We start from the raw sequence: 21,989 nt of genomic DNA on the forward strand, positions 1-21,989 counted from the left end.
TTGATCAATGAAATACTCTATCGCTCGACAATTTGAAAAGAACCGAGAACTTCGGGCTGATAACTTCATCTTGGTGTATCAAATGGGGAAAGTGGGCTCATCGTCTATCGAGCATACTTTGGAAGCGCGTAACATTCCGAGCTATCACATCCACACGTTTGACGATCATGAAGAATTTCACATGTACCACAACAAAAAGGATGTGAGTAAATTCTTCGATTTTAAAAATCGCGCGATGTACCGTTTGGTTCTGAATCAACGCAAGCGCATTTTGCAAAAGCGCGAGCAAATCAAGATCGTTACATTAATCCGTGACCCGATTGCGACGGTTTTCTCCCGTTTTTTCCAAGATTTGCATCTGCAATTTATCGAAGGCAAAAAGAACGACGCCATCCACCGCGACATGGAAGTGACCTACAAGCATCTCGAGCATTGCTTTGATAACTACATCAACCTGAACTACTTCGCAGATTGGTTCGATAACGAGCTAAAACGTAACTTCAGCATCGATGTCATGCGCCAAGAGATCGATAACACTCAACCATTTTTCACGTTCAACAATGACAAAGCCAGCGTCATTCTCATTAAGTGCGAGCAACTGAGTTCCCTCGACAAAGAGATTGGAGACTTCCTAAATGTCGACAACTTTGTTCTGAAAAACAGCAATGAAGCAAAGAACAAATGGTATTCCAACATCCACCAATACTTTAAACAGCATTACGATTTTTCTAAGTTGTTTTACATGTATGACTTACCGCTTTATCGCCATATTTACTCACAGCAAGAACGAGAAGCCTTCAAAACCAAGTGGTTAAAAACTCCAGGGACAAAGTCAGCATGAAAAAAGTACTGCATATTACCGAAGCCTTTGGAGGCGGTGTTCAAACCGCGCTGTACAGCTATGTATATTCATCTCGACATGAACCGTATGAACACTTTTTGCTTGCTAGAGCGCGTCACAATGATTTGACCAAAGACAGCAATCACGATGTTTTTGCTCAAACAAAATGGGTGGAAGGTGGGCTTCTGCAGTTTGTGCGAGACGCCAATCAAACCATCAATGACATAAAACCCGATATTGTGCACTTGCACTCTAGCAAAGCCGGTTTTTTGGGTCGATTTTTGAAACTCAGCCGCGCCCGCTTGGTGTATACCCCGCACTGCTATGCGTTTGAACGAGAAGACATTTCAGGCTTCGCTCGCCAACTATACAAAGCTTTAGAAAAGGTGATGCTCAACAAAATTGACGTGGTGGCAGGCTGCAGTCAGCGCGAATGTGATTTAGCCATTAGCATTGGAGCAAAACGAGCGGAACTGCTGAACAACTACGTTTCTTATCAAAGTGCGACGCGTGTCGGCAGAAACCATCAAGCTGCATTGAACATTGTTGTTTTAGGGCGTGTCGCACCACAGAAAGACCCTCAATTTTTACTTAACACACTCCGTTGCTTGAATCGATTTGCACTCAATCGCCAATTAGACATTACTTGGATTGGAGGAGGAGACAAAGAGCTAGAGCAAGCGTTAAGAGCCGAGGGCGTACAAGTAACGGGTATGCTTCCTCGCGATGAAGTGGTTAAGAAACTGCAGGCCTCCGATCTCTATTTACATACCGCCGCATGGGAAGGTATGCCTTTAACGATTCTAGAAGCCGCGAAGCTGCACCTCCCTATGGTGATTCGTTCCATTGGTGCCACAAAAGATCTCAACTATCCTTTTTTGGCGCAAACACCGGAAGACATGGCAAAGCAAATGACACATTGCATCAATCACTATGATGACATTGATTTTCGCCAATACACCACCGAGTTGAATGAGACGTTCAGTGAAGAAAAACAACGCCTCGCTCTAAACAACATTTACAGTTAGAGAAATAGAATGTTTCAAGCCATTCAACAAAAAGTGCTACTTATGCCGAGTGGCAAAAAGAACTTGCTGTCACTCGGCATGAAAACGGCAATCACGCGAGTTTTCAGTGCATTATTTGCCTTTTTGCTTACGCTCATCGTGTCGCGCACAACCGATGCATCCACTTCAGGTCAGTTTTTCTTCTTGTTCAATCTCGTATCGCTCACAGCCATTATTTCTCAGCGAGGCTTTGACGTTGCTTTAGTCCGATTCAACGCTATCGCGTTTAGCAACGGAGAAATTCAACAGCAAAGTGACAACTATTGGACGGCTTTAACTCGCAGCATCACATTTTGTTTCATGGCAGCCGTTACTCTATTTGTCGGCTTTTACCTTTTTCCAAATCAACTGAATCAAACCAACAGTCCAATAGTGGCGATTACGCTCGCGCTGATGTGCGTACCTTTCCTCGTATTAGGACAAACCAACAGCCGTGTTTTACAAGCAAGTAAAATGGTGGTGCCATCCCTATTCGCGCTTCAACTCGGCGTCAGTGTGCTCATGGTTTTGTTCATTATGGGCCTGAGCACACTGCACTTACAAAACATCAACAGCCTAATGACTGCATTGCTGCTGGCGAGTCTGATCGTCAGTATTGCTTCAACGACTAAATGGTTTAGCTCTGGTCAATATCAAAAGCCGACCCCGACAACAAATATCGAACTGATCTCCTCCGCGAAGCAAGTGTGGATTGGCAGCATTTTCACCAATATCCTCCAATGGGGAAGCATTGTTATTGCTGGTTTTTTCATTTCTACCACGGAGCTAGGGTTGTTAGCAGCAGCGCAACGAACATCACTACTGATTGGCTTTGTACTGATTACCATTAACTTCGTTGTTGCCCCAATGTTCGCCTCTCTTTTTAAAGAGGGAAAGCTGGATAAACTGCGAAGTTTAAGTCGATGGGCTTGTCGTGCAAACATTGGCGCAGCTTTACTTCCTGTCTTAGTTTGCACCCTATTTCCTGAATTCGTCATGCAGCTTTTTGGTGATGAATTTCTTGCGGCAGCTCCGCTGTTAGTTGTTCTTTCTTTAGGGCAGCTGGTCAATATCGCCACTGGCTCGGTAGGATTTTTATTGCTAATGAGCGGCCATGAGAGAACGATGAAATACATCACGATTTGTTCAGGCACTATTTCCATCGCTCTTTTGGTTTTTCTTAGCCAAAGCTACGGCGTTCTGGGGGCTGCATGGGCAATGGCGATCGGCATGGCGATCCAAAACCTTGCCGCGCTCTATTTTGTAAAACGCTATTTAGGCTTCTTTCCTGTGGGGTAACGATGACTTCGACGATCGCACGTTTAGGTTTTATTTCTATATCTCTACTGACCATCGGCCTTTCTTTGTGGAAGAGTTCAGAGCTAAATCATGCCGTTTATCTGAATATGGAGAACTATGTTGGAGGCTCAAGCACGCTGCATTTTACGTTTAGCATGTTGATTGGTTTTCTTGCTGTGTTTACCTTCCCTCGCTTTACCCACGCAACCAAAATGGATGCGTTCGGGATTCGACTGCTGTTTTGCTTACTACTGATCATCTCGGCGGAAGAATTTAGCCAGTTGTTTATTGAAAGCCGTTCATTCAGCTTTGACGATTTGAGTACCAACTGGATTGGTATGATCCTTGGGTATTTTGGTGCCAAAGCGATTACCCTCTTTCGAGCATCTCGCTCTCGTGCATAAACTCTCCGGCAGGTGACGCACCTGTTGTTAGGCAAACACCTTTGGGTTATTTGGGTATATAATCTTGCCAAATAACCCGGAGAAAAGAGAGCCTCATGTCATCTCATCCAACAAAAATTACCTTTTTCGAATTTCTCACGCCATTGATCACTTCTGGCCAAAAGACCATCACTATTCGTGACGGATCAGAAAGTCACTATGTACCAAACACAGAAGTAGAAGTGTTCACGTTGGAAACTGACCGTAAGGTTTGTGATATCAAAATCTTGTCTGTTGAGCCATTAAACTTTGATGAAATCAACGAGTTTCACGCAGAACAAGAAGCCATCGAGTTGCCAAAACTCAAACAGTTGATTCGAGAAATCTATCCGGATATCGATAAGCTATTTGTTATCGAATACGAATTGATCAAAAAGTAGACCACAAAAAAACTAGACGACTGGTCTAATTCATCTTATAGTACCGCCCATGAACGCAAAAACAAATGACACACGCCAACACATTCTCGACGTCGGGTACGAATTGATTGTTACCCGAGGGTTTACCAGTGTTGGACTTTCAGAGCTACTAAAAACAGCCGAAGTGCCAAAAGGCTCGTTTTATCATTACTTCAAATCTAAAGAGCAGTTTGGTGAGGCAATGATTCAAGATTACTTTAACAAGTACTTTGAACAATTGACTGCCCGCTTCACTAATACCGAGCTCAATGGCTACCAACGCTTAATGAGCTACTTTGAAGAAATGGTAAAAGTGGAAGATGATGTCTGCAATGCAAACAAATGTTTGTTAGTGAAGCTAAGCGCCGAAGTATCAGATTTATCGGAGCCTATGCGTATCGCACTGCGTCGAGGCGCAGATAAGACCATTCAAGCTATGGCAGAGTGTATTGATGTCGGTATTCAAGATGGTTCTATTCCAAACGGTGATAGCGCATTGTTGGCCAGACAGATTTATTATCTTTGGAATGGCGCAAGCTTACTGAACAAACTGTATCAAGATCAGGAAGCGCTTACGCAAAGCCTGACCTATACTCAACATCTACTGCAAAACACGCGTACTTGCCCATAACAAGTAACGTTAAAGAAAGATGAATACCCTACACGTGTTTCATTTGGGCTATTAACCTTTTGGAACACACTAAATCTTCCCGCTCTAAGAGCGGGATATTTTGGAATGAACACTAGACGACCGGTCTAATCTATAAGTGAGATAAACATGACTAACGCAACCAATCGTAGAATCGTCCTAGCATCACGCCCACATGGTGCTCCTACAACTGAAAACTTTCGCCTAGAAGAAGTAGCAAAACCTGTTCCACAGGCAGGAGAAATGCTGCTGAGAACGGTTTACCTCTCTCTAGATCCATACATGCGCGGTCGCATGAGCGATGCAGAATCTTATGCAGAACCAGTAGCGCTAGACGATGTGATGATTGGCGGCACCGTTTGTCAGGTAGAAGCATCCAACCACCCGGACTATGAAGCGGGTGAATGGGTACTTGCGTACACCGTGGGTTGGCAAGACTACGCAATTTCTACCGGAGAGATGGTGATTAAATTAGGCAAAGAGCCACAAAACCCATCATACGCTCTGGGTGTTGCAGGCATGCCTGGCTTTACCGCATACATGGGTTTGTTGGATATTGGCCAGCCAAAACCAGGTGAAACCATTGTAGTTGCTGCGGCAACGGGCCCTGTCGGCGCGACAGTTGGTCAAATCGGTAAAATCAAAGGCTGCCGCGTAGTTGGTATCGCCGGTGGCGAAGAAAAATGTCGCTACGCAAAAGAGGTTTTAGGCTTTGATGAGTGTATCGATCACAAAGCAGATGATTTCGAACAACAATTGAAAGATGCATGCTACAACGGCATCGATGTTTACTTTGAAAACGTAGGCGGCAAAGTATTCGAAGCTGTCATGCCACTTCTCAATACCAGTGCGCGTATCCCTTTGTGTGGATTGATTTCTCAATACAACGCAACAGAATTACCTGAAGGCACAGACCATCTACCTCTGCTAATGGGTAAACTACTGACGAAACGAATCAAGGTACAAGGCTTTATCATTTTTGATGACTACGGTCACCGTTACGGTGAGTTCGCTCAAGATATCAATCAATGGTTGGCTGAAGGAAAGATCCAATACCGCGAACATCTAGTAGAAGGTCTAGACAATGCGCCAGAGGCATTTATTGGTCTGCTAGAAGGCAAGAACTTTGGCAAGCTTGTTGTAAAAATCAACGACCCACTATAACAACCCGCAATAAGGAAGGGATAACAAATGATAAAACTTCATCATCTGAATCAGTCACGCTCTAAGCGTATTATCTGGTTACTTGAAGAGCTCAACGTGGAATACGAAATCGTGCCTTACGTTCGTGACAAAGTGACTTTCATGGCACCGCCAGAACTAAAGAGCGTTCATCCACTTGGTAAGTCGCCACTCCTTGAAGATGATGGTGAGTTTATTATTGAATCAGGAGCCATGACTGAATACTTGATTGAAAAGTACAGTGATGGAGCGCTTGCCCCTAAGCGTGGTACAAAAGCGCATACTGAATATTTACAATGGATGCACTTTGCAGAAAGCTCCGCTATTTTGCCGATGCTATTGAAAATATTCATCAGTAAAGAGCCGAACTCGATGCAGTTTTTGCCTGCATACGCCGACAAAGAAGCAATGAATGTATTGAGCTACTTCGAACAAGCGTTAGAAGGAAAAACCTACCTCGTAGAAGAGCGATTGACGGGTGCAGACATCATGATGTCTTTCATCGTTGAGTTAGTACAGATGTTTGGCCTAGCAGAACAATTCCCGAATATGGTTCGTTACGGTAAACAACTTGCGACGCACCCTGCTTTCGAGAAAGCCGAACAAATTGAAGTGAACTACGCTTAATTTAATCGTCCCTTTGAGGCTTGGATTGAAGACAAATAACGTTGTCTCAATCGCATCAAAGGGACGTTTTTTATCGAAATAGAGCGCAAGTATTCATTTATAAATTCAATCATTCATACCTCTTCTATCCCTACCAATTATTCTTAATTGTTACTAATAAATCCTAAGATAAATCAACAACTAAAATGTAGTCCAATTCTGATTTCTGTGACTTTTCGGCCATAGTCACCACCTATTGAATTGATAAGCATTATCAGCTTTAACCTCATGACTTTCCGTAATAATCTTCCTTTCAGATTCTAAGGTTTTGATGAATCCCTGGAGGGAAATAAGAATGACAAACAAAAAGCTAACGACTGCGGCAGGTTGCCCAGTTGCTCATAACCAAAACGTGATGACAGCAGGCCCACGTGGCCCTCAACTCCTACAAGATGTCTGGTTTCTAGAAAAGCTAGCGCACTTTGATCGTGAAGTGATCCCTGAGCGTCGTATGCACGCAAAAGGTTCTGGTGCGTACGGCACATTCACCGTGACTCACGACATTACAAAATACACGCGTGCAAAAATTTTCTCTGAGGTTGGTAAAAAGACCGAGCTATTTGCTCGCTTTACGACCGTTGCGGGTGAGCGCGGCGCTGCGGATGCAGAACGAGACATCCGTGGTTTTGCCCTAAAGTTTTACACCGAAGAAGGCAACTGGGATTTAGTCGGCAACAACACGCCCGTCTTCTTCTTACGTGACCCGTTGAAGTTCCCTGACCTCAACCACGCGGTGAAACGCGATCCACGCACCAACATGCGCAGCTCGACGAACAACTGGGATTTTTGGACTTCACTCCCAGAAGCGTTCCATCAAGTAACCATCGTCATGAGTGACCGCGGTATTCCTGCGTCTTACCGTCACATGCACGGCTTCGGTAGCCATACATTCAGCTTTATCAACGCTGAAAATGAACGCTACTGGGTGAAGTTCCACTTCAAAACTCAGCAAGGTATTAAGAACATCAGCGATGAGGAAGCACAACTGCTGGCGGGCAGAGATCGTGAAAGCCATCACCGCGATTTGTATGAGTCGATTGAGCGTCAGGATTTCCCGAAATGGAAAATGTACGTACAGATCATGCCAGAATTAGAAGCCGATGAAGTTAACTTCAACCCATTCGACCTAACAAGAGTATGGTCTCAAAAAGATTATCCACTTATCCCTGTAGGTGAGTTTGAGCTGAACCGTAACCCAGAAAACTTCTATGCAGAAGTTGAGCAATCCGCGTTTAACCCGGCAGCTATCGTTCCTGGAATTGGTTTCTCGCCAGACAAAATGCTGCAAGGCCGTTTGTTTGCATACGGAGATGCACAGCGTTACCGCCTAGGTGTAAACCATCACCAAATTCCAGTCAATGCCCCTCGTTGTCCGGTACACAGCTACCATCGTGACGGCGCAATGCGAGTTGACGGTAACTTCGGTTCAACACTAGGTTACGAGCCAAACTACAAACAAGAGTGGGCAGAGCAGCCTGATTATTCAGAGCCACCATTGCGAATTAGCGGCCATGCTGACCATTACGACCATCGTGTTGATGAGGATTACTTTAGCCAAGCAGGTGACCTGTTCCGACTAATGAACGAAGAGCAACGCCAAGCGCTGTTTGATAACACCGCACGAGCGATGGATGGTGTGCCAGACTTCATTAAAGAACGTCACGTCACCCACGCTTACCAAGCGGACGAAGCCTACGGCAAAGGCTTAGAACTGGCGTTAGGTTTAGCGAAATAACCCACAGCAAATATGCCATAGTAAATAAAAAGGGAGGCGCACGTTGCGCCTCCCAGTTAAGAGGAATTCGATATGATCAATTTAGACTTTTTCAAACTCTTCGATACCAAAGAGTTCTTCATCTACTACTGATTTTTAGCTACAGCCTTAATCAGTACTGACGTATCCATACGACCAAGCCCTTCACGTTGAAGGCCTGCGTACTGCTCGTCGACCATCTTAGTCAATGGAAGCTCAAGCCCAACACGCTCAGCTTCTTCCAAACAAAAGCCAAGGTCTTTGCGCATCCAATCAATCGCGAAGCCAAAATCAAACTTGTCTTGCGCCATGGTCGTGGCACGGTTTTCCATTTGCCATGAACCAGCAGCGCCGTGTTTCAGCGTCTCGACAACCTGTTCAATGTCTAAGCCCGATTTTTGCGCAAGCAAAAGTGCTTCACTCAAGCCCTGCAAAATACCACCAATACAGATTTGGTTTACCATTTTACAACGCTGTCCCTGACCATTTTCGCCCAGTAGAGTGATTTGTTTCGCGTACACATCCATCACAGGTGCAACATGGTCAAATACATTCGGTTCACCACCGCACATGATGGTCAATACGCCATTTTCTGCGCCCGCTTGACCACCCGAGACTGGCGCATCGATAAAGTGATTGCCCACTTTTTTACACGCGTCCGCCAGTTCCACAGCAAGTTCTGCCGAGGTTGTTGTGTGATCAACCAAAACCGCGCCCGCTTTGAGACCAACTAACAAGCCTTCTTCACCATACACAACGCTACGTACGTCGTTATCATTACCAACACAAGTAAATACGATATCGCAACCTTCAGCCGCTTCTCGCGGTGTCTCGCACGCAACGCCATTGTATTCTGCAGCCCATTTATCAGCTTTGGCTTTGGTGCGGTTGTATACTTTGGTTTCATACCCCGCTTTGCTCAAATAGCCCGCCATTGGGTAGCCCATGACACCCAAACCAATAAATGCTACTCGTTGTTTTTCCATTGCACGCTTCCCTTAGTTCACCTGACTGAAATGTTTTGTAACATGCTACTAAAGAATTGAAAACATTACTCGTAATTTATCCTTCACTCGCGGCACAAATAAAATCGGAGCACGATGTTGGAGTAAAAACCGAAGCAGTCAGCAGGGTTATTAAGGAAAAATTTCTCAGAAGTAAAATGCTAAGACACTCTACGTGCTTGCAACAAAGCCGTAGCGTTCAACATGGCATCCTTGGTCGTGACATCCAACACTTTTATTTTTCGAAAACGTTCCGGTTCTTTGATCGCGACATCATGAGCAAAGATCACAAACTTCGCTTTCTCGATGTCTTTCTCGGTAATTCGGTTGATGACGCCATTCGCCCCTTGGGTTTCGACTTTAATCTTAATGCCGAGTGCACAAGCCGCTTTTTCCAATGACTTCGCCGCTAAGAACGTATGTGCCACTCCTGATGGGCAAGATGTAACCGCCAAAACATCCGCCTCACCTTCGCCTTGAACAGAACCATATACTTGAGAATGACCTGTGTAACTCTCATCTTCGGTGACGGTTTTCTTTAGTGCAATCACGATCAATGCCGTGGTAACTGAGCCCGCAATCGTGCCGATGATGTAACCAATTTTTCCATCCACAACAGGGAGAACAATCCAACCGCCCCATGGTGCATGGTTCATTACGTGGAACATAAAGCCAATCACGTTACCGACAATGCCACCCGCCACAATAGCGGGTAACACTCGTGCAGGGTCGCCAGCGGCAAAAGGAATCGCACCTTCGCTGATGCCGATCATCCCCATAATACCTGCGGCTTTCCCCGCTTCGCGTTCATCTCGCTTGAATTTACTCGGCGCCAAAAACGTGGCTAGTGCCATACCCAATGGCGGCGTACAAATCGCAATACCGACCCCGCCCATCAACCATGGTTGCGTGTTCACTTGGGTTTGAGCAAACAACGTCGCCACTTTGTTAATTGGGCCGCCCATATCAAACGCGGTCATTGCCCCAAGCACAGTTCCGAGCATTACTTTGCCTGAGCCCGCCATGCCCGTCAGCACTTCGTTCATGGTGGTCATTGCGCTGGCAATCGGAGCACCTATCACCCACATCACCGCGCCGCAAGTAACAAACGTACCGACTAGCGGATAAATAAAGATCGAGCCAAGCGAACTCATGCTGTCTGGTAGCCGAATTTTCTTTAATAGCCAAACGACAAAGCCAGCAAAAAAGCCGACCACAATCGCACCTAAAAAACCCGTATTGTAATGACTGACCGCAATCCAAGATCCAATCATACCCGGCGCAAGGCCCGGCTTGTCGGCAATGGAATAAGCAATGTAACCGCCAAGCACGGCAGTAAACAATGTCAGGCCAGCAATCCCCATTTGGGCAATATCGGCCAGAATGCCCTCTTGTGGTACACCACCGTGACCAGAGATCATCACCGACAACGACAACAGCACACCGCCCGCAACGATAAACGGGATCATGTGGGATGTGCCAAACAGCAGGTGCTCTTTAATACGACCAAGTTTTTGCGCCCAAGGGCTCAGGGGTTCTGATGCAAATTCTAAAGAAGTTGGGAGAAATTCATTGGATTGGGTTTGAATATCAGTCAGCATCTCAAGCGCTTCTTCTCGCGATTGAGCCAACTTGAGCTTTTCAACAAAGCCGTCTTCGATAATTTTGGTGGAAATTTGTGCCAATACTTCAATGTGATGATGGTCATCACCATCTGGAGACGCCAGCATGAAAAACACATCGGACAGCTCGCCATCTTCGGCGCCATAATCAATCCCATTACGGCTGATCCCGACCGCGACAGCCGGTTTCGCTACAGCATCACTTTTGGCATGAGGGATCGCAATACCATCATCAAATCCTGTGTTACCGATCTCTTCTCGTTTCCAAATATCTGCCAAGAACTGGCTTTGACTATTGAGCTTGCCGGCGGCCTCTAACATCTCGACCAGCTCTTTGAGCGCTTCATCTTTGGTTTGAGCTTTTAGATCTAAACATATCGTTTCCAGCTCAATTAGGTTTGTGATGTCCATTGTTTTACCTTCCAATATTCACGCTCGAATATATACCCAAGTGAGTTTGAGATACAGGATCCCCTGGCTCGTATGCGTTCCTACTCATTTTATTTGGGCATAGATTAACCAGTGCCTACCCTTTGATATATAGGACTAAAAGTGCATTAACTGGATTAATGTAACATGAGATTCAAACTGTGATAGAGCTCTTGCGTTAATCCAGCTCAAATCAATTCAATCTGCGGTGGCTGTGCTAATATCCACAAAAAATAAAATGGATAGAACATGAAAATCGTAGCGGTGACAGCATGCCCTACAGGCATCGCTCATACTTATATGGCGGCAGATGCACTAATGAAAGCTGCGCCAAAACATAACGTGCAAATTAAAGTAGAAACGCAAGGTGCGATGGGGATAGAAAATCAGCTCACTCCTCACGATATCGCTCAAGCGGATCGGGTTTTGATTGTGTCGGATATTGAGATAGAACAACCTGGCCGATTCGAAGGGACGCGCAAAATTCAAATCCCCATTGAAGAGGTTTTGCTGAACGTCGACAAAGTATTCCTCGTCCACTGCCGCGACTAAATTTGCAGATGAACGAATACCAAATCACCTTTTTCGTCGATAATGCAAATGCCAGTGCGCACCTTGCTCAGCCACTCAATCGAGTGGCAAAGAAGTTCAAAAGTACCTTACATATCATTAATGTAACGCAAAATCGTGTTGCGGAACTCACCAAATCCGTGGCGATTTTGCAAGCAGGTCTACAACAAGGTGATTTGTGTCAAATCACAGCGATTGGCATTGACGCAGAGCTGGCCTGCTTCGTCATCAAAGACATGATTGCTGAACACTTTACGGTGGTGGGATCTCATATCAACTATGAGTTTTCTAGCCAACTGGCCGAGCGTTTACCGCAAATTTGCCCACCTTGTGAAATCAAATGGCACTACGCCAAAGCGCATACCGAGCTCACTAAGTTTGAATGTCTTAAAGGATTAGCTCAGCTGATCCACCCCATTCATCCCGACGAACTGATCCTTGCTTTTATTAAACGCGAAGAACGTTCATCAACTTGCGTGACTCCGGGGATCGCTCTACCGCATGTGATGTTTTCAGGTGTTGACCACATTTCCATTGCCGTTATTGCAAATGAAAAGTCGATGGATTGGGCTTCAAAGATGGGTGATGTTCATCTGGCTATAGCACTGGTGATGCCAGAAAGGCCGACCCGAGATCAGATCATTGCGGCTACTAACCTCACACGAAATCTGCTTACCGATCAAATGGCGGAACGCCTACTACTAACAAAAAGCAGCGTCGACTTACAAGCGCTGCTGATGTACGCCATGTCGAGGCTGCTCGCCTAAACTTCTCTATAATTTACGCACTCTGACTGAAGGCTTAAATCGAACCACGATATTCCGTCGGCGTTCTGCCTGTACGGTTCTTAAATACTCGGCAGAAATAGTTCACGTCTTTAAATCCACAGCGCACTGACACGTCATTGAGTTTGAAGTTGTATTTCTTGAGCATAAACTTCGCACGATCCACGCGTACCCAAGTAATGTAGTCTGCCAAAGTCATGTGCCCCTGCTGACGGAACAAGCGCGACAAATGGTTCGAGGAAATACTGAATCTCGACGCAATGCTGTCACGCGTGATTGGGCGATGGAAGTTCTCTTGAATGTAGATACAAATCCCTTGATAGAGATCTTGCACACGGCTATGTGACTGCTGCTCGACTGGTGCATCCAACATCGTCTTCGCGTATTGCAGTAATGCTTGCAGTAAAAGCTCATCCATTGGTTTTTTAGTATTCTCACGAGCCAGTGAGCTCAACGCTTCTAAGATGTTATCTATCGCAAATCCTGAGCGTGTTTGGATGCTATGCTTTTGAATATCGTAAAAGTTTGCCTCACCTTTGCGTTTGCTCACCAAACTTAACCCAAGTTGTCGACGCCCAAACAAAATACTTAACACTGAGCAATCGGTATCCCAGTCTGGTTTATTCCAACAGTTAGGTGGAATAAATATCGCGTCGCCTTTTTTAGCAACGATGTGCGTTACTTTTCGATCATGACTTTCCATTTCATTAATATATTCCCCATCCAGAACTAACTCTAGGCGAGGGAAATTAACTTGATAGCTAAATTCAGGCGGCGTATGAAAATCTCCTGCAAACCAAATATTATGAAATGGCTCTCTTTCATTTAATACCGCTGAAATTAAATCATGAAAAATCATTGTTTCACACTCTATATATGCATCAATGATGCTATTTACTATAGATATACACCGGACTGGACTTTTGTGCTATTGAGCAAAATCACACTTCCATCTTAATGTTACAAAAATCCAGTTAACACATCAATTTTCCAGTAACAAAAACTCTATCAAAAACACTCAATCCCTTTTTAAATGGGAGCAAAGCCACATTTCACTTATCGTTTAGCTTCTTATCCATCATGTCACAGATATGCAGCTAGATTTGTCCAGTGAGCGATCTAAATCACACTATAGTTAGTCGGTTACAATCCTCCAGTAAATGCATTTTTTATTCACTACAGTCTTTTTCTCAGTAATTTAAAAATACCTCTGAAATAAAAATTATATTTATAGGGGTTCGACAATGATCACCAAACTAATAAATGAAGACTTAATTAAGCTTGATCTTAAAGCGTCTTCAAAAGAAGACGTATTTAAAGAACTGGTTGCCGTTCTTCATGACCAAGGTCGTATTTCTGACCAAACACAATTTCTTGCAGATATAAAAGCACGTGAAGAATTAGGAAATACCGGATTTGAAGATGGCGTGGCAATTCCACACGCGAAAAGCGCCGCTGTGATTGAACCGGCGGTTGTGATCGGCGTAAGCAAATCAGGTATCGAGTACGGCGCGGAAGACGGTTTACCTTCAAAGCTGTTCTTCATGATCGCCTCTCCAGACGGTGGCGATAACCACCACATCGAAGTACTTGCAGAACTGTCTTCAAAACTGATTGAAGATGGTTTCATCGATGCGTTCTTAGGCGCAGCAAACAACCAAGACGCACTGGCACTCCTTCTTGCTAAAGAAGAACCGCAACCAGTGACAGATGCTCCAGCGAACCAAGGTTTCATCATTGGTGTTACCGGTTGTCCTGCGGGTGTTGCTCACACCTACCTAGCAGCAGAAGCGCTAGAGAAAGGTGCAGCGGCAATGGGTTACGAAATCAAGGTTGAAACGAACGGTTCAATCGGTGTGAAAAATAGCCCAACCGCAGAAGAAATCGAGCGTGCAGATGCCATCATCGTGGCGTGTGACAAGCAAGTTGACATGAACCGCTTCGCGGGCAAACGCGTGGTTAAAACCAACGTAAAAGCCCCAATCCGCGATGCTCAAGGACTGATTAATGAAGCGTTAAACGCACCGACGTACCAAGCTGATTCCAATGGCAATACGCAAGCATCGGTTGCCGACAAAGCTTCTCAAGCTCGTTCTGACTTATATCGCTACTTGATGAATGGCGTATCACACATGATCCCATTCGTCGTAACCGGCGGTCTGTTGATTGCCCTTGCTCTTGCTGTAGGCGGTCAGCCAAGTGAAGCGGGCATGGCGATTCCTGAAGGCAGCATGTGGAACCAAATCCTCAACGTCGGTGTGGTTGCCTTTACGCTGATGATCCCAATCCTTGCCGGTTACATTGCTTACGCGATTGCTGACCGCCCAGCTCTAGCTCCTGGCTTGATCGGTGGTTGGATTGCAAATAATGGTTCTTTCTACGGCGCAGACGCTGGTACAGGCTTTATCGGTGCCATCATCGCAGGTCTACTTGTGGGTTACTTCGTGAAGTGGATTACGTCGATTAACTACCACAAATTCATTCAACCTTTGGTGCCAATCATGATTGCGCCAATCACAGGTTCGCTATTCATCGCTGGTCTCTTCATCTTCGTTATCGGCGCGCCAATCGCAAGCCTAATGGACGGTCTGACTGCGCTACTAACAAGCATGAGTACAGGTAACGTCGTTCTACTAGGCATCGTACTTGGTGGTATGGCTGGCTTCGATATGGGTGGTCCATTCAACAAGGTCGCGTTCCTATTCTCTGTGGGCATGATTGCGAGTGGTCAAACTCAATTTATGGGTGCTATGGCGTGTGCAATCCCTGTTGCACCTCTAGGCATGGCACTAGCAACAGCACTTGGTCGTAAGTTCGACCTGTTCGAAGAATCAGAAACCGAAGCGGGTAAAGCAGCAGGCGCCATGGGTCTGGTTGGTATCTCTGAAGGTGCGATTCCGTTCGCAGCGCAAGATCCAATGTCAGTGATTCCAGCAAACGTACTTGGATCAATGGTAGCGGCAGTAATGGCATTCTCATTCGGCATTACCAACAGTGTTGCTCACGGCGGTCCAGTTGTCGCTCTACTTGGTGCGATGAACCACCCAGTACTTGCTCTGATTTGTATGGCAGCTGGCGCAGTAGTTACCGCAGTAACGTGTGTAACTCTGAAGAAAGTTCGCAAAGCGAAAATGATGCAAGCAGCCGCTTAATCACCCCTACCCCCAAATGGCTCCTATGGCTTGGGCAATGTCGCCCAAGCCATGATTTTCTCTCATGGTGACACTCTATGTCTGATTTAACGATGTCCGATACACAAACGATTCAAACTCAAGCTAAGCATCCGATGTTTTTCCTGATGAACAACGTGATTCAAAACTACGCTTGGGGCAGTACTACTTCTGTTAACCAACTGTTTGGCATTGAAAACCCAACGGGCGAACCACAAGCAGAAGTATGGATGGGCGCGCATCCAAACGGTTGCTCATTGGTGATGGTAAACGGTGAGGAGACCAAACTCTCTTCACTGATTGCTCAAGACATGAATGCTTTTCTGAGTGAAGAAGTCGCAAACCGTTTTGGTGAACTTCCATACCTGTTTAAAGTGCTTGCCGCTGAGAAAGCGCTGTCGATTCAGGTGCACCCAAACAAGCAACAAGCAGAACTGGGGTTTGCACTGGAAGAAAAACAAGGCATTCCCCTAACCGCTGCAAACCGTAACTACAAAGATCCAAACCACAAACCAGAATTGGTTTACGCGCTAACCGAATACCAAGCGATGAATGGCTTCCGCCCAACAAGTGAAATCATCAGCTTCTTCTCTGAGCTGGCGATTCCTGAGCTGCAAGGCTTGGTGGATGACCTTATCGACAATCAAACTTCCAAAGGATTGGCGAGCTTCTTCTCCGGTCTATTGTCACTGGAAGGCGAACAGAAAGAGATGGCGTTGACGGTGCTATTGGCACAAGCTCGCATCACCGACTTGCCTCTGTTCAACCTGATCTTGGAGTTAGAAACGCAATACCCGGGCGACATTGGTTTGTTTGCACCCTTGCTACTCAACGTTATCACGCTGAAACCAGGCGAAGCGATGTTCTTGGATGCAGAAACGCCACACGCGTACTTGAAAGGGACGGGGCTTGAGATCATGGCGAACTCAGACAATGTGCTACGCGCAGGTTTAACACCGAAGTATATGGACGTAAAAGAACTCGTTGCATGCACACGCTTCGAAGAAAAACCATTCGACAGCTTATTGCTCGCACCAAACGAAATCGACGATATGTTGGAATACCCAATTCCTGTGGACGATTTCAAATTCGCGATTGTAAAGCAGGCCAACCAACGAACACTTGATGTAAGAACCGCAGAAATCCTGTTGCCGCTAGATTCCCCGCTCGTGATTACACACGCAAATGGTGAAACGTGTGTAGTAGATAAAGGCCAATCTGTTTTCATCCCAGCTTACGCCAAACAATACACCTTGAATTGCGAAGGTCGCGTTGCACGGGCTTACAGTTGATTCAAATTGAAACAAAAACGCCTCGCAATTTAAGCGAGGCGTATTCTTTTTCACTCGAGCGATTTTTGTGGCGGTGATAATTAATTAAATATTTGCGGCATCAAACAAGAATTAATCTCGCTGTTGTTATAGTTCAAAGTGTCCAGTAATTCACCTTGCACAGTCAGGTTCTTAATTCCCATGTGTCGCATATCAGATTCAGTGTAATACCAACCATTCGCGAGCGTTGAACGTTGGCATGTATTCGTTCTTGTATGCCCATAAACGGTAATATTTGGATCCACTCCTACTTTGTTGTAGAACTCCGCTTCTTTAATTCGTAAGCGAGTAAGATAGCGATAAAACTGCTTTTCGTATTGCGAAGGAACCGATTGATCCCACATCTCGTCACTCTGATTCGCGCCACCATGCCACCCAATAAGCGCATCTTTTCCAATCACCACACTTTTCGCCGCAGGCAATATGTAATTCGCGCAAGCAGAAAAACACAATTGGCTGACGATCACATCCATATCGTTGTTTTTTATGAAGTGACCAAACTCGATCCCGACGCCAATATCACCACCACTACTGGTAATACGTAGTGTTGTCACTTTCTGGTCACTATCATTCACCATTCTTATGGCTTCGAGCACGGCATCCCCGGTAATCATGCCGTCGTACACCAACGTATTGCCTGTAATGGTTAATTTGTTTTGTGTCGGGAAAGCCATTTTTTGAGTCGCGCACCCAGATAACAAAATAGCTGCGGATATTAAACCGATTTTAAACTTCATCCTTAAACTCCAATACAAACCACTCACTTCGGACTTCATTAAAACGCTCTGTACTTTTTAAGCTTGAAGGAATAGTTATCGAGACATTCATACCTTAAACAACATCTATTGTAGTGATAAAAAAAACCATTCAACTCAATAACCTAAAAACCAAGTAATGAATTACGACAAGTTTCACGCTTTAATTAGAGATAGTTTTTATAAAAACTCTACGGGAATAATCCAAAACATTTAAACAATCAATATTTACAATAAATTAACCACGAAAACATAAACAGTACCAATAAAAATAATATTGATTAATTAGAATGATATACGCTGCGCTGTCACCATTTTTGTTTTAGAGCCATAAAGTCACCCTATCGAATAAGACCGCACCCGATTTATACAGCTGCGACAAACAGAAAAGTAAATTTCCGAGAAAATTACGTCGGCTTATGCCAGAATGTGTTCCCTCACTCAACAAGCCTGTAATGTAATGAAATACCAAGCTGCTATTTTTGATATGGATGGTTTACTTCTTGATACTGAACGCGTCTGTATGCGTATTTTCCAAGAAGCATGTGAAGTACAAAACCTTCCATTTTATGAAGATGTTTACCTATCGATCATTGGCCGCAATGCGGCAGGAATTGAGACGATTTTCCGCAAAGCCTACGGCGAGAATTTAGACCGCCTGCATCTTGAATGGCGCACTCGTTACAACGCAGTTGTCAAACACCAAGCCATCCCTGTAAAAGATGGCGTTGTTGAGTTGCTGGAGTGGTTGAAAGCACAAGATTTACCTATCGCGGTCGCGACATCTACCGCGAAAGAGGTGGCAAAAATCAAACTGGAATTAGCAGGGTTGAGCAAATACTTCGATAACCTAACGACAGGCTGCGAAGTGAGCCACGGCAAACCCGATCCAGAAATCTATTTGCTGGCAGCGAACCGTCTGGATGTAGAGCCAAGCCAATGTTTGGCCTTTGAAGATTCCAATAATGGTGTTCGCGCCGCTGTAGCGGCAAACATGGTCACTTATCAAATTCCGGACTTGGTTGAACCTTGCGATGAGGTGAAACAATTTGGTCACTCTATCGTGCCTTCACTGCACGAAGTATTAGCCGAGCTTAAACAGACTCGCTAACCCTCCTCTGAATACGTTCTAAAGTCCAACGTCGACGTTGGGCTTTCTCTTAGTTTCTTACCCATCTCATATTCCCTCTCTTAATTGAATCGACTCCCTCAACCTACACGAATTAAGAATTGAGCCAGTTCACGCCACGAAAGAAAATCAGGTAGTTCAGCGATCAATCAGTGGAACGAACCAGTACAAGTTTGCAACAAATCGTCAATATACCGATTGAAGCACGTTTTTCGGGTCAAAACTGGCTGATAATGAGAACTATTGGACAAAAAAGTCCAAGTCAGCCCAAAACAACAAAATGGAGAGTGTTATATGTCTTTACGTATATTAGCAGCAACCTTAGCACTGGCAGGATTGAGCTTCGGCGCACAAGCCAGTGCCGAGTGTGAGGTTTCTATTGATGCTAACGATATGATGCAGTTTTCGACCAAAACATTGAGTGTTCCAGCAACTTGTAAGGAAGTAACGCTAACGCTCAACCACACCGGTAAAATGCCAGCGCAATCTATGGGGCACAACGTTGTCATCGCAGATACAGCCAACATCCAAGCGGTAGGCACTGACGGCATGTCTGCTGGCGCAGATAACAGTTACGTGAAGCCAGACGACGAGCGCGTTTACGCTCACACGAAAGTCGTTGGTGGCGGTGAAAGCACCAGCATTACATTCAGCACGGAAAAAATGACGGCTGGCGGTGATTACTCATTCTTCTGCTCATTCCCTGGTCACTGGGCGATCATGCAGGGTAAATTTGAGTTTAAATAATCGTTGAATTCAATTTGAGTGTGACTAAAGGGAAGCGCGTGCTTCCCTTTTTACTAGGCGAATCCGGTCATGCTCTCTCATCCGATAAGTCTTGTATCGGCATCGGTTTGGCCAGATAAAAACCTTGTACTTTGTCGACGCCACATTGCGCGACGAACTCATATTCGGCTTGAGTTTCTACGCCCTCGGCTACTACTTCGCAGTTGGCAATGTGCCCGAGTTTAGCCACGATTCGGTATAACTCGCGACCCTTTTCGTCTGTGGCATCAAGCAGTAATGAACGGTCGAGTTTGATCTTATCAAATGGATATTTGAGCAAATGCGGAAACGAAGCATAACCCGTTCCGAAATCATCCATTGCAATGCGAATACCACACGCTTGCAGCGCGATCATCGTATTGGTCAACGACACTTTATCGTTTAGCACCGCCTCTTCGGTTATCTCGATTTCTAACCAATCTGGGGACACGCCATAGTGCTCAAGTCGCCCTTGTAAGTGCTGAACAAAATCCGCTTGTTCGATCGTCGAAACCGAAATATTGATCGCAACTCGACGTGACGGCGATAACGACATTGTTTTCATGTCCGACAGCACTTTTTCGATGACCAACTTATCAAGTAGCGGCATGGCATCAAGCATTTGGAAGTCACTGATAAACGTTGGAGGGCACAGTTTTCCCTCTTTATCGATGTAACGAATCAGCGCTTCATAGGAGAACACGCTCTTATCTTGGGTCGATTGTAACTTTTGATAAAACATCACCAGCTCCCCTTCTCGCAGAATTGAAGTCAAACGCTTCTGAGCTGATGATTTATTGATACTATATATGTTTGAATCTTTCACGCTATTAAGCAGAGACTTAAACAGCGATTGTTCAATACCATTCAGCGCATTGTTCAACCCGAACTGACTCGCGTGTTTGCCAGCATAAGCAAGATAAAAAGGTCGATAGATCAATACTCCTGCCGCGATCACTATCAGTTGAAGTATTGTGCCTTGAATATGATTTCCCATTGCGACATATCCACTGATTAACGGCGGCGTCATCCAGTTCACGATCTTCTCTACAGGATCAATCATACCCGACGCAATGCTCGCATAGGTGATCACGAAGCTCACCAAAGGCACCAGCACAAATGGGATGATGAGAATAGGGTTAAAGATGATCGGCAAACCAAACAGCAACACTTCATTAATGTTGAACATCACCAATGGCGCAGCCGCCAACGCCAACATGATGTGGTTGCGCTCTCTGGCAAAAATCAGGATACACAAAAGCAAACAGACACTGTTTCCTGAACCACCCATAGACAAAAAGGCGTCGTAAAAACCTTGGCTGATAACGTTAAGCGACGCTTCGCCAGCTTGCCAAGCAGCCATGTTGGCTTCGGTCGCAGCGTATATCTGCTGCTTGATGGCAAACAACATGTTGTGAGCATTGATGCCCGTCGCCCCTAGCAACCCCAAAACGGTTTGATAGATTAAACCGCCTTCAAGCGTTAAAGGATCGACGCCGATACTGCGCACTGCGCCACTAAACCACACCATGATCGCCGCAGTAACGTGAGACAGGCTTACCGCGACAAGAACAAATACGAAAAAGTGCAAAACGTCTTTAAACAGCCGAGAAGTAAAGTCCAGTGCTTGGGGTTCAAGCAATTGAATTCTCAAATGTTTGCAGTACAAATACGACATCATGGCGCTGATCAGCGCCAACAGAGAGTTATTGGGCAACGTATACGTCGCAGATAAGCTTTCATTTTCTATCGACACCAAATAAAACATGATCAGCGAATAAATAATAAGCACCACACTCGATACATTGGCTTTGTGCGACAAATAATATGCAGCAACCACGCAAAATGCCGTGGGATATAGGTTGATCAAAATGTCGGAAAGGTGGAAAAGCAGTAAGGAAACATCACCCAAGCCCGCCACTCGAAATGCGTGACCAAGTAGAATAGCCAGCGCGTTGGATAATGTCAGTGGGAGAAGCAGTAACGCGATTGAAGCTAAGTCTGTTAAGTAAGATTTAGACCCAGCTCGCCATTGCTCTGCGATTACAGCCAGACGCTGAAAAGGGGCAAAGAAGAGTTCGCGGCGAGTTTGCATGGAGAGTTCTTTTGTAAAGTAGTTATCTTCAACTGCAGAAAATGCAGCCGTTAATAC

At 45.3% G+C, this 21,989-nt stretch carries 20 protein-coding genes; 15 read left to right on the plus strand and 5 right to left on the minus strand.

Going from position 1 to position 21,989, the window contains the following annotated elements; all coding sequences use genetic code 11:
- Positions 1–7: 7 nt before the first annotated feature.
- The 9 genes from ACF8CV_RS08245 (at position 8) to ACF8CV_RS08285 (ending at position 8,259) form a co-directional block, all read left to right on the plus strand.
- Entirely contained in the window at positions 8–841 is an 834-nt protein-coding gene (locus ACF8CV_RS08245) for a putative capsular polysaccharide synthesis family protein (RefSeq protein WP_020838115.1), read from the plus strand.
- On the plus strand, positions 838–1,869 hold the full coding sequence (locus ACF8CV_RS08250; RefSeq protein ID WP_138938055.1) for a glycosyltransferase: 1,032 nt from the start codon (positions 838–840) through the stop codon (positions 1,867–1,869). The genes ACF8CV_RS08245 and ACF8CV_RS08250 overlap by 4 nt, the downstream gene beginning before the upstream one ends.
- A gap of 9 nt (positions 1,870–1,878) precedes the next feature.
- Positions 1,879–3,186, plus strand: coding sequence for an oligosaccharide flippase family protein (locus ACF8CV_RS08255; protein WP_138938056.1), 1,308 nt, complete (start codon positions 1,879–1,881; stop codon positions 3,184–3,186).
- A 2-nt stretch (positions 3,187–3,188) separates the two neighbouring features.
- Positions 3,189–3,590: a VanZ family protein gene (locus ACF8CV_RS08260; protein ID WP_020838118.1), complete on the plus strand. Its 402-nt coding sequence runs from the start codon at positions 3,189–3,191 to the stop codon at positions 3,588–3,590.
- Positions 3,591–3,685: 95 nt separating this feature from the next.
- Positions 3,686–4,009: a N(4)-acetylcytidine aminohydrolase gene (gene yqfB / locus ACF8CV_RS08265; RefSeq protein WP_138938057.1), complete on the plus strand. Its 324-nt coding sequence runs from the start codon at positions 3,686–3,688 to the stop codon at positions 4,007–4,009.
- A 49-nt stretch (positions 4,010–4,058) separates the two neighbouring features.
- Positions 4,059–4,658: a TetR/AcrR family transcriptional regulator gene (locus tag ACF8CV_RS08270; RefSeq protein WP_005463060.1), complete on the plus strand. Its 600-nt coding sequence runs from the start codon at positions 4,059–4,061 to the stop codon at positions 4,656–4,658.
- 147 nt (positions 4,659–4,805) lie between these two features.
- Positions 4,806–5,840 (plus strand): NADP-dependent oxidoreductase, encoded by a 1,035-nt coding sequence (locus ACF8CV_RS08275; RefSeq protein WP_015313528.1) that lies wholly within the window; start codon positions 4,806–4,808, stop codon positions 5,838–5,840.
- 27 nt (positions 5,841–5,867) lie between these two features.
- On the plus strand, positions 5,868–6,485 hold the full coding sequence (locus tag ACF8CV_RS08280; RefSeq protein ID WP_005499689.1) for a glutathione S-transferase family protein: 618 nt from the start codon (positions 5,868–5,870) through the stop codon (positions 6,483–6,485).
- A gap of 334 nt (positions 6,486–6,819) precedes the next feature.
- The gene (locus ACF8CV_RS08285) at positions 6,820–8,259 is read left to right on the plus strand and encodes a catalase (protein WP_005499691.1); all 1,440 of its coding nucleotides are present in this window, start codon (positions 6,820–6,822) and stop codon (positions 8,257–8,259) included.
- Between the two features lie 125 nt (positions 8,260–8,384).
- Here ACF8CV_RS08285 and ACF8CV_RS08290 read toward each other — a convergent pair whose 3' ends face one another.
- Together ACF8CV_RS08290 and ACF8CV_RS08295 are read right to left on the minus strand one after the other, a co-directional pair.
- The gene (locus ACF8CV_RS08290) at positions 8,385–9,263 is read right to left on the minus strand and encodes an NAD(P)-dependent oxidoreductase (RefSeq protein WP_025499498.1); all 879 of its coding nucleotides are present in this window, start codon (positions 9,261–9,263) and stop codon (positions 8,385–8,387) included.
- Between the two features lie 179 nt (positions 9,264–9,442).
- The gene (locus ACF8CV_RS08295; protein WP_140378321.1) at positions 9,443–11,314 is read right to left on the minus strand and encodes a fructose-specific PTS transporter subunit EIIC; all 1,872 of its coding nucleotides are present in this window, start codon (positions 11,312–11,314) and stop codon (positions 9,443–9,445) included.
- Positions 11,315–11,581: 267 nt separating this feature from the next.
- On the opposite strand from ACF8CV_RS08295, the gene ACF8CV_RS08300 reads away from it, so the two are divergent.
- Both ACF8CV_RS08300 and ACF8CV_RS08305 read left to right on the plus strand, forming a co-directional pair.
- Complete coding sequence (locus ACF8CV_RS08300; RefSeq protein WP_005463048.1) at positions 11,582–11,884, plus strand: PTS fructose transporter subunit IIB; 303 nt, start codon at positions 11,582–11,584, stop codon at positions 11,882–11,884.
- Between the two features lie 8 nt (positions 11,885–11,892).
- Positions 11,893–12,669, plus strand: a complete 777-nt coding sequence (locus ACF8CV_RS08305; RefSeq protein WP_021484097.1) for a PTS sugar transporter subunit IIA — start codon at positions 11,893–11,895, stop codon at positions 12,667–12,669.
- A gap of 34 nt (positions 12,670–12,703) precedes the next feature.
- Here the strand turns inward: ACF8CV_RS08305 and ACF8CV_RS08310 are convergent, their stop codons facing one another.
- Entirely contained in the window at positions 12,704–13,546 is an 843-nt protein-coding gene (locus ACF8CV_RS08310) for a helix-turn-helix transcriptional regulator (protein ID WP_006742228.1), read from the minus strand.
- Positions 13,547–13,931: 385 nt separating this feature from the next.
- Between ACF8CV_RS08310 and ACF8CV_RS08315 the strand changes: the two genes are divergently transcribed.
- Both ACF8CV_RS08315 and manA read left to right on the plus strand, forming a co-directional pair.
- On the plus strand, positions 13,932–15,839 hold the full coding sequence (locus ACF8CV_RS08315; protein WP_138938059.1) for a fructose-specific PTS transporter subunit EIIC: 1,908 nt from the start codon (positions 13,932–13,934) through the stop codon (positions 15,837–15,839).
- Between the two features lie 77 nt (positions 15,840–15,916).
- On the plus strand, positions 15,917–17,149 hold the full coding sequence (gene manA, locus ACF8CV_RS08320) for a mannose-6-phosphate isomerase, class I (RefSeq protein ID WP_138938060.1): 1,233 nt from the start codon (positions 15,917–15,919) through the stop codon (positions 17,147–17,149).
- 80 nt (positions 17,150–17,229) lie between these two features.
- Here the strand turns inward: manA and ACF8CV_RS08325 are convergent, their stop codons facing one another.
- On the minus strand, positions 17,230–17,925 hold the full coding sequence (locus ACF8CV_RS08325; protein WP_021452117.1) for a hypothetical protein: 696 nt from the start codon (positions 17,923–17,925) through the stop codon (positions 17,230–17,232).
- 478 nt (positions 17,926–18,403) lie between these two features.
- Here ACF8CV_RS08325 and ACF8CV_RS08330 point away from each other — a divergent pair, with 478 nt between their 5' ends.
- Together ACF8CV_RS08330 and azu are read left to right on the plus strand one after the other, a co-directional pair.
- Entirely contained in the window at positions 18,404–19,054 is a 651-nt protein-coding gene (locus ACF8CV_RS08330) for an HAD family phosphatase (protein WP_025636414.1), read from the plus strand.
- Positions 19,055–19,366: 312 nt separating this feature from the next.
- Positions 19,367–19,819 (plus strand): azurin, encoded by a 453-nt coding sequence (gene azu / locus ACF8CV_RS08335; protein WP_005463034.1) that lies wholly within the window; start codon positions 19,367–19,369, stop codon positions 19,817–19,819.
- 67 nt (positions 19,820–19,886) lie between these two features.
- Here azu and ACF8CV_RS08340 read toward each other — a convergent pair whose 3' ends face one another.
- Entirely contained in the window at positions 19,887–21,932 is a 2,046-nt protein-coding gene (locus ACF8CV_RS08340) for an EAL domain-containing protein (RefSeq protein ID WP_025504871.1), read from the minus strand.
- Positions 21,933–21,989: the final 57 nt, after the last annotated feature.

It is taken from the genome of Vibrio sp. zbq_1, assembly GCF_043102935.1.
Taxonomy (GTDB): domain Bacteria; phylum Pseudomonadota; class Gammaproteobacteria; order Enterobacterales; family Vibrionaceae; genus Vibrio; species Vibrio parahaemolyticus.

Bases quoted from the DNA above. Each gene is read 5' to 3' on its own strand.
- ACF8CV_RS08310 (WP_006742228.1), bottom strand. From the start codon at position 13,546: ATGATTTTTCATGATTTAATTTCAGCGGTATTAAATGAAAGAGAGCCA.
- ACF8CV_RS08290 (WP_025499498.1), bottom strand. From the start codon at position 9,263: ATGGAAAAACAACGAGTAGCATTTATTGGTTTGGGTGTCATGGGCTAC.
- yqfB (WP_138938057.1), top strand. From the start codon at position 3,686: ATGTCATCTCATCCAACAAAAATTACCTTTTTCGAATTTCTCACGCCA.
- ACF8CV_RS08245 (WP_020838115.1), top strand. From the start codon at position 8: ATGAAATACTCTATCGCTCGACAATTTGAAAAGAACCGAGAACTTCGG.
- ACF8CV_RS08330 (WP_025636414.1), top strand. From the start codon at position 18,404: ATGAAATACCAAGCTGCTATTTTTGATATGGATGGTTTACTTCTTGAT.
- ACF8CV_RS08285 (WP_005499691.1), top strand. From the start codon at position 6,820: ATGACAAACAAAAAGCTAACGACTGCGGCAGGTTGCCCAGTTGCTCAT.
- ACF8CV_RS08270 (WP_005463060.1), top strand. From the start codon at position 4,059: ATGAACGCAAAAACAAATGACACACGCCAACACATTCTCGACGTCGGG.
- ACF8CV_RS08280 (WP_005499689.1), top strand. From the start codon at position 5,868: ATGATAAAACTTCATCATCTGAATCAGTCACGCTCTAAGCGTATTATC.
- ACF8CV_RS08250 (WP_138938055.1), top strand. From the start codon at position 838: ATGAAAAAAGTACTGCATATTACCGAAGCCTTTGGAGGCGGTGTTCAA.
- manA (WP_138938060.1), top strand. From the start codon at position 15,917: ATGTCTGATTTAACGATGTCCGATACACAAACGATTCAAACTCAAGCT.
- ACF8CV_RS08255 (WP_138938056.1), top strand. From the start codon at position 1,879: ATGTTTCAAGCCATTCAACAAAAAGTGCTACTTATGCCGAGTGGCAAA.
- ACF8CV_RS08300 (WP_005463048.1), top strand. From the start codon at position 11,582: ATGAAAATCGTAGCGGTGACAGCATGCCCTACAGGCATCGCTCATACT.
- ACF8CV_RS08260 (WP_020838118.1), top strand. From the start codon at position 3,189: ATGACTTCGACGATCGCACGTTTAGGTTTTATTTCTATATCTCTACTG.
- ACF8CV_RS08340 (WP_025504871.1), bottom strand. From the start codon at position 21,932: ATGCAAACTCGCCGCGAACTCTTCTTTGCCCCTTTTCAGCGTCTGGCT.
- azu (WP_005463034.1), top strand. From the start codon at position 19,367: ATGTCTTTACGTATATTAGCAGCAACCTTAGCACTGGCAGGATTGAGC.
- ACF8CV_RS08325 (WP_021452117.1), bottom strand. From the start codon at position 17,925: ATGAAGTTTAAAATCGGTTTAATATCCGCAGCTATTTTGTTATCTGGG.
- ACF8CV_RS08305 (WP_021484097.1), top strand. From the start codon at position 11,893: ATGAACGAATACCAAATCACCTTTTTCGTCGATAATGCAAATGCCAGT.
- ACF8CV_RS08295 (WP_140378321.1), bottom strand. From the start codon at position 11,314: ATGGACATCACAAACCTAATTGAGCTGGAAACGATATGTTTAGATCTA.
- ACF8CV_RS08315 (WP_138938059.1), top strand. From the start codon at position 13,932: ATGATCACCAAACTAATAAATGAAGACTTAATTAAGCTTGATCTTAAA.
- ACF8CV_RS08275 (WP_015313528.1), top strand. From the start codon at position 4,806: ATGACTAACGCAACCAATCGTAGAATCGTCCTAGCATCACGCCCACAT.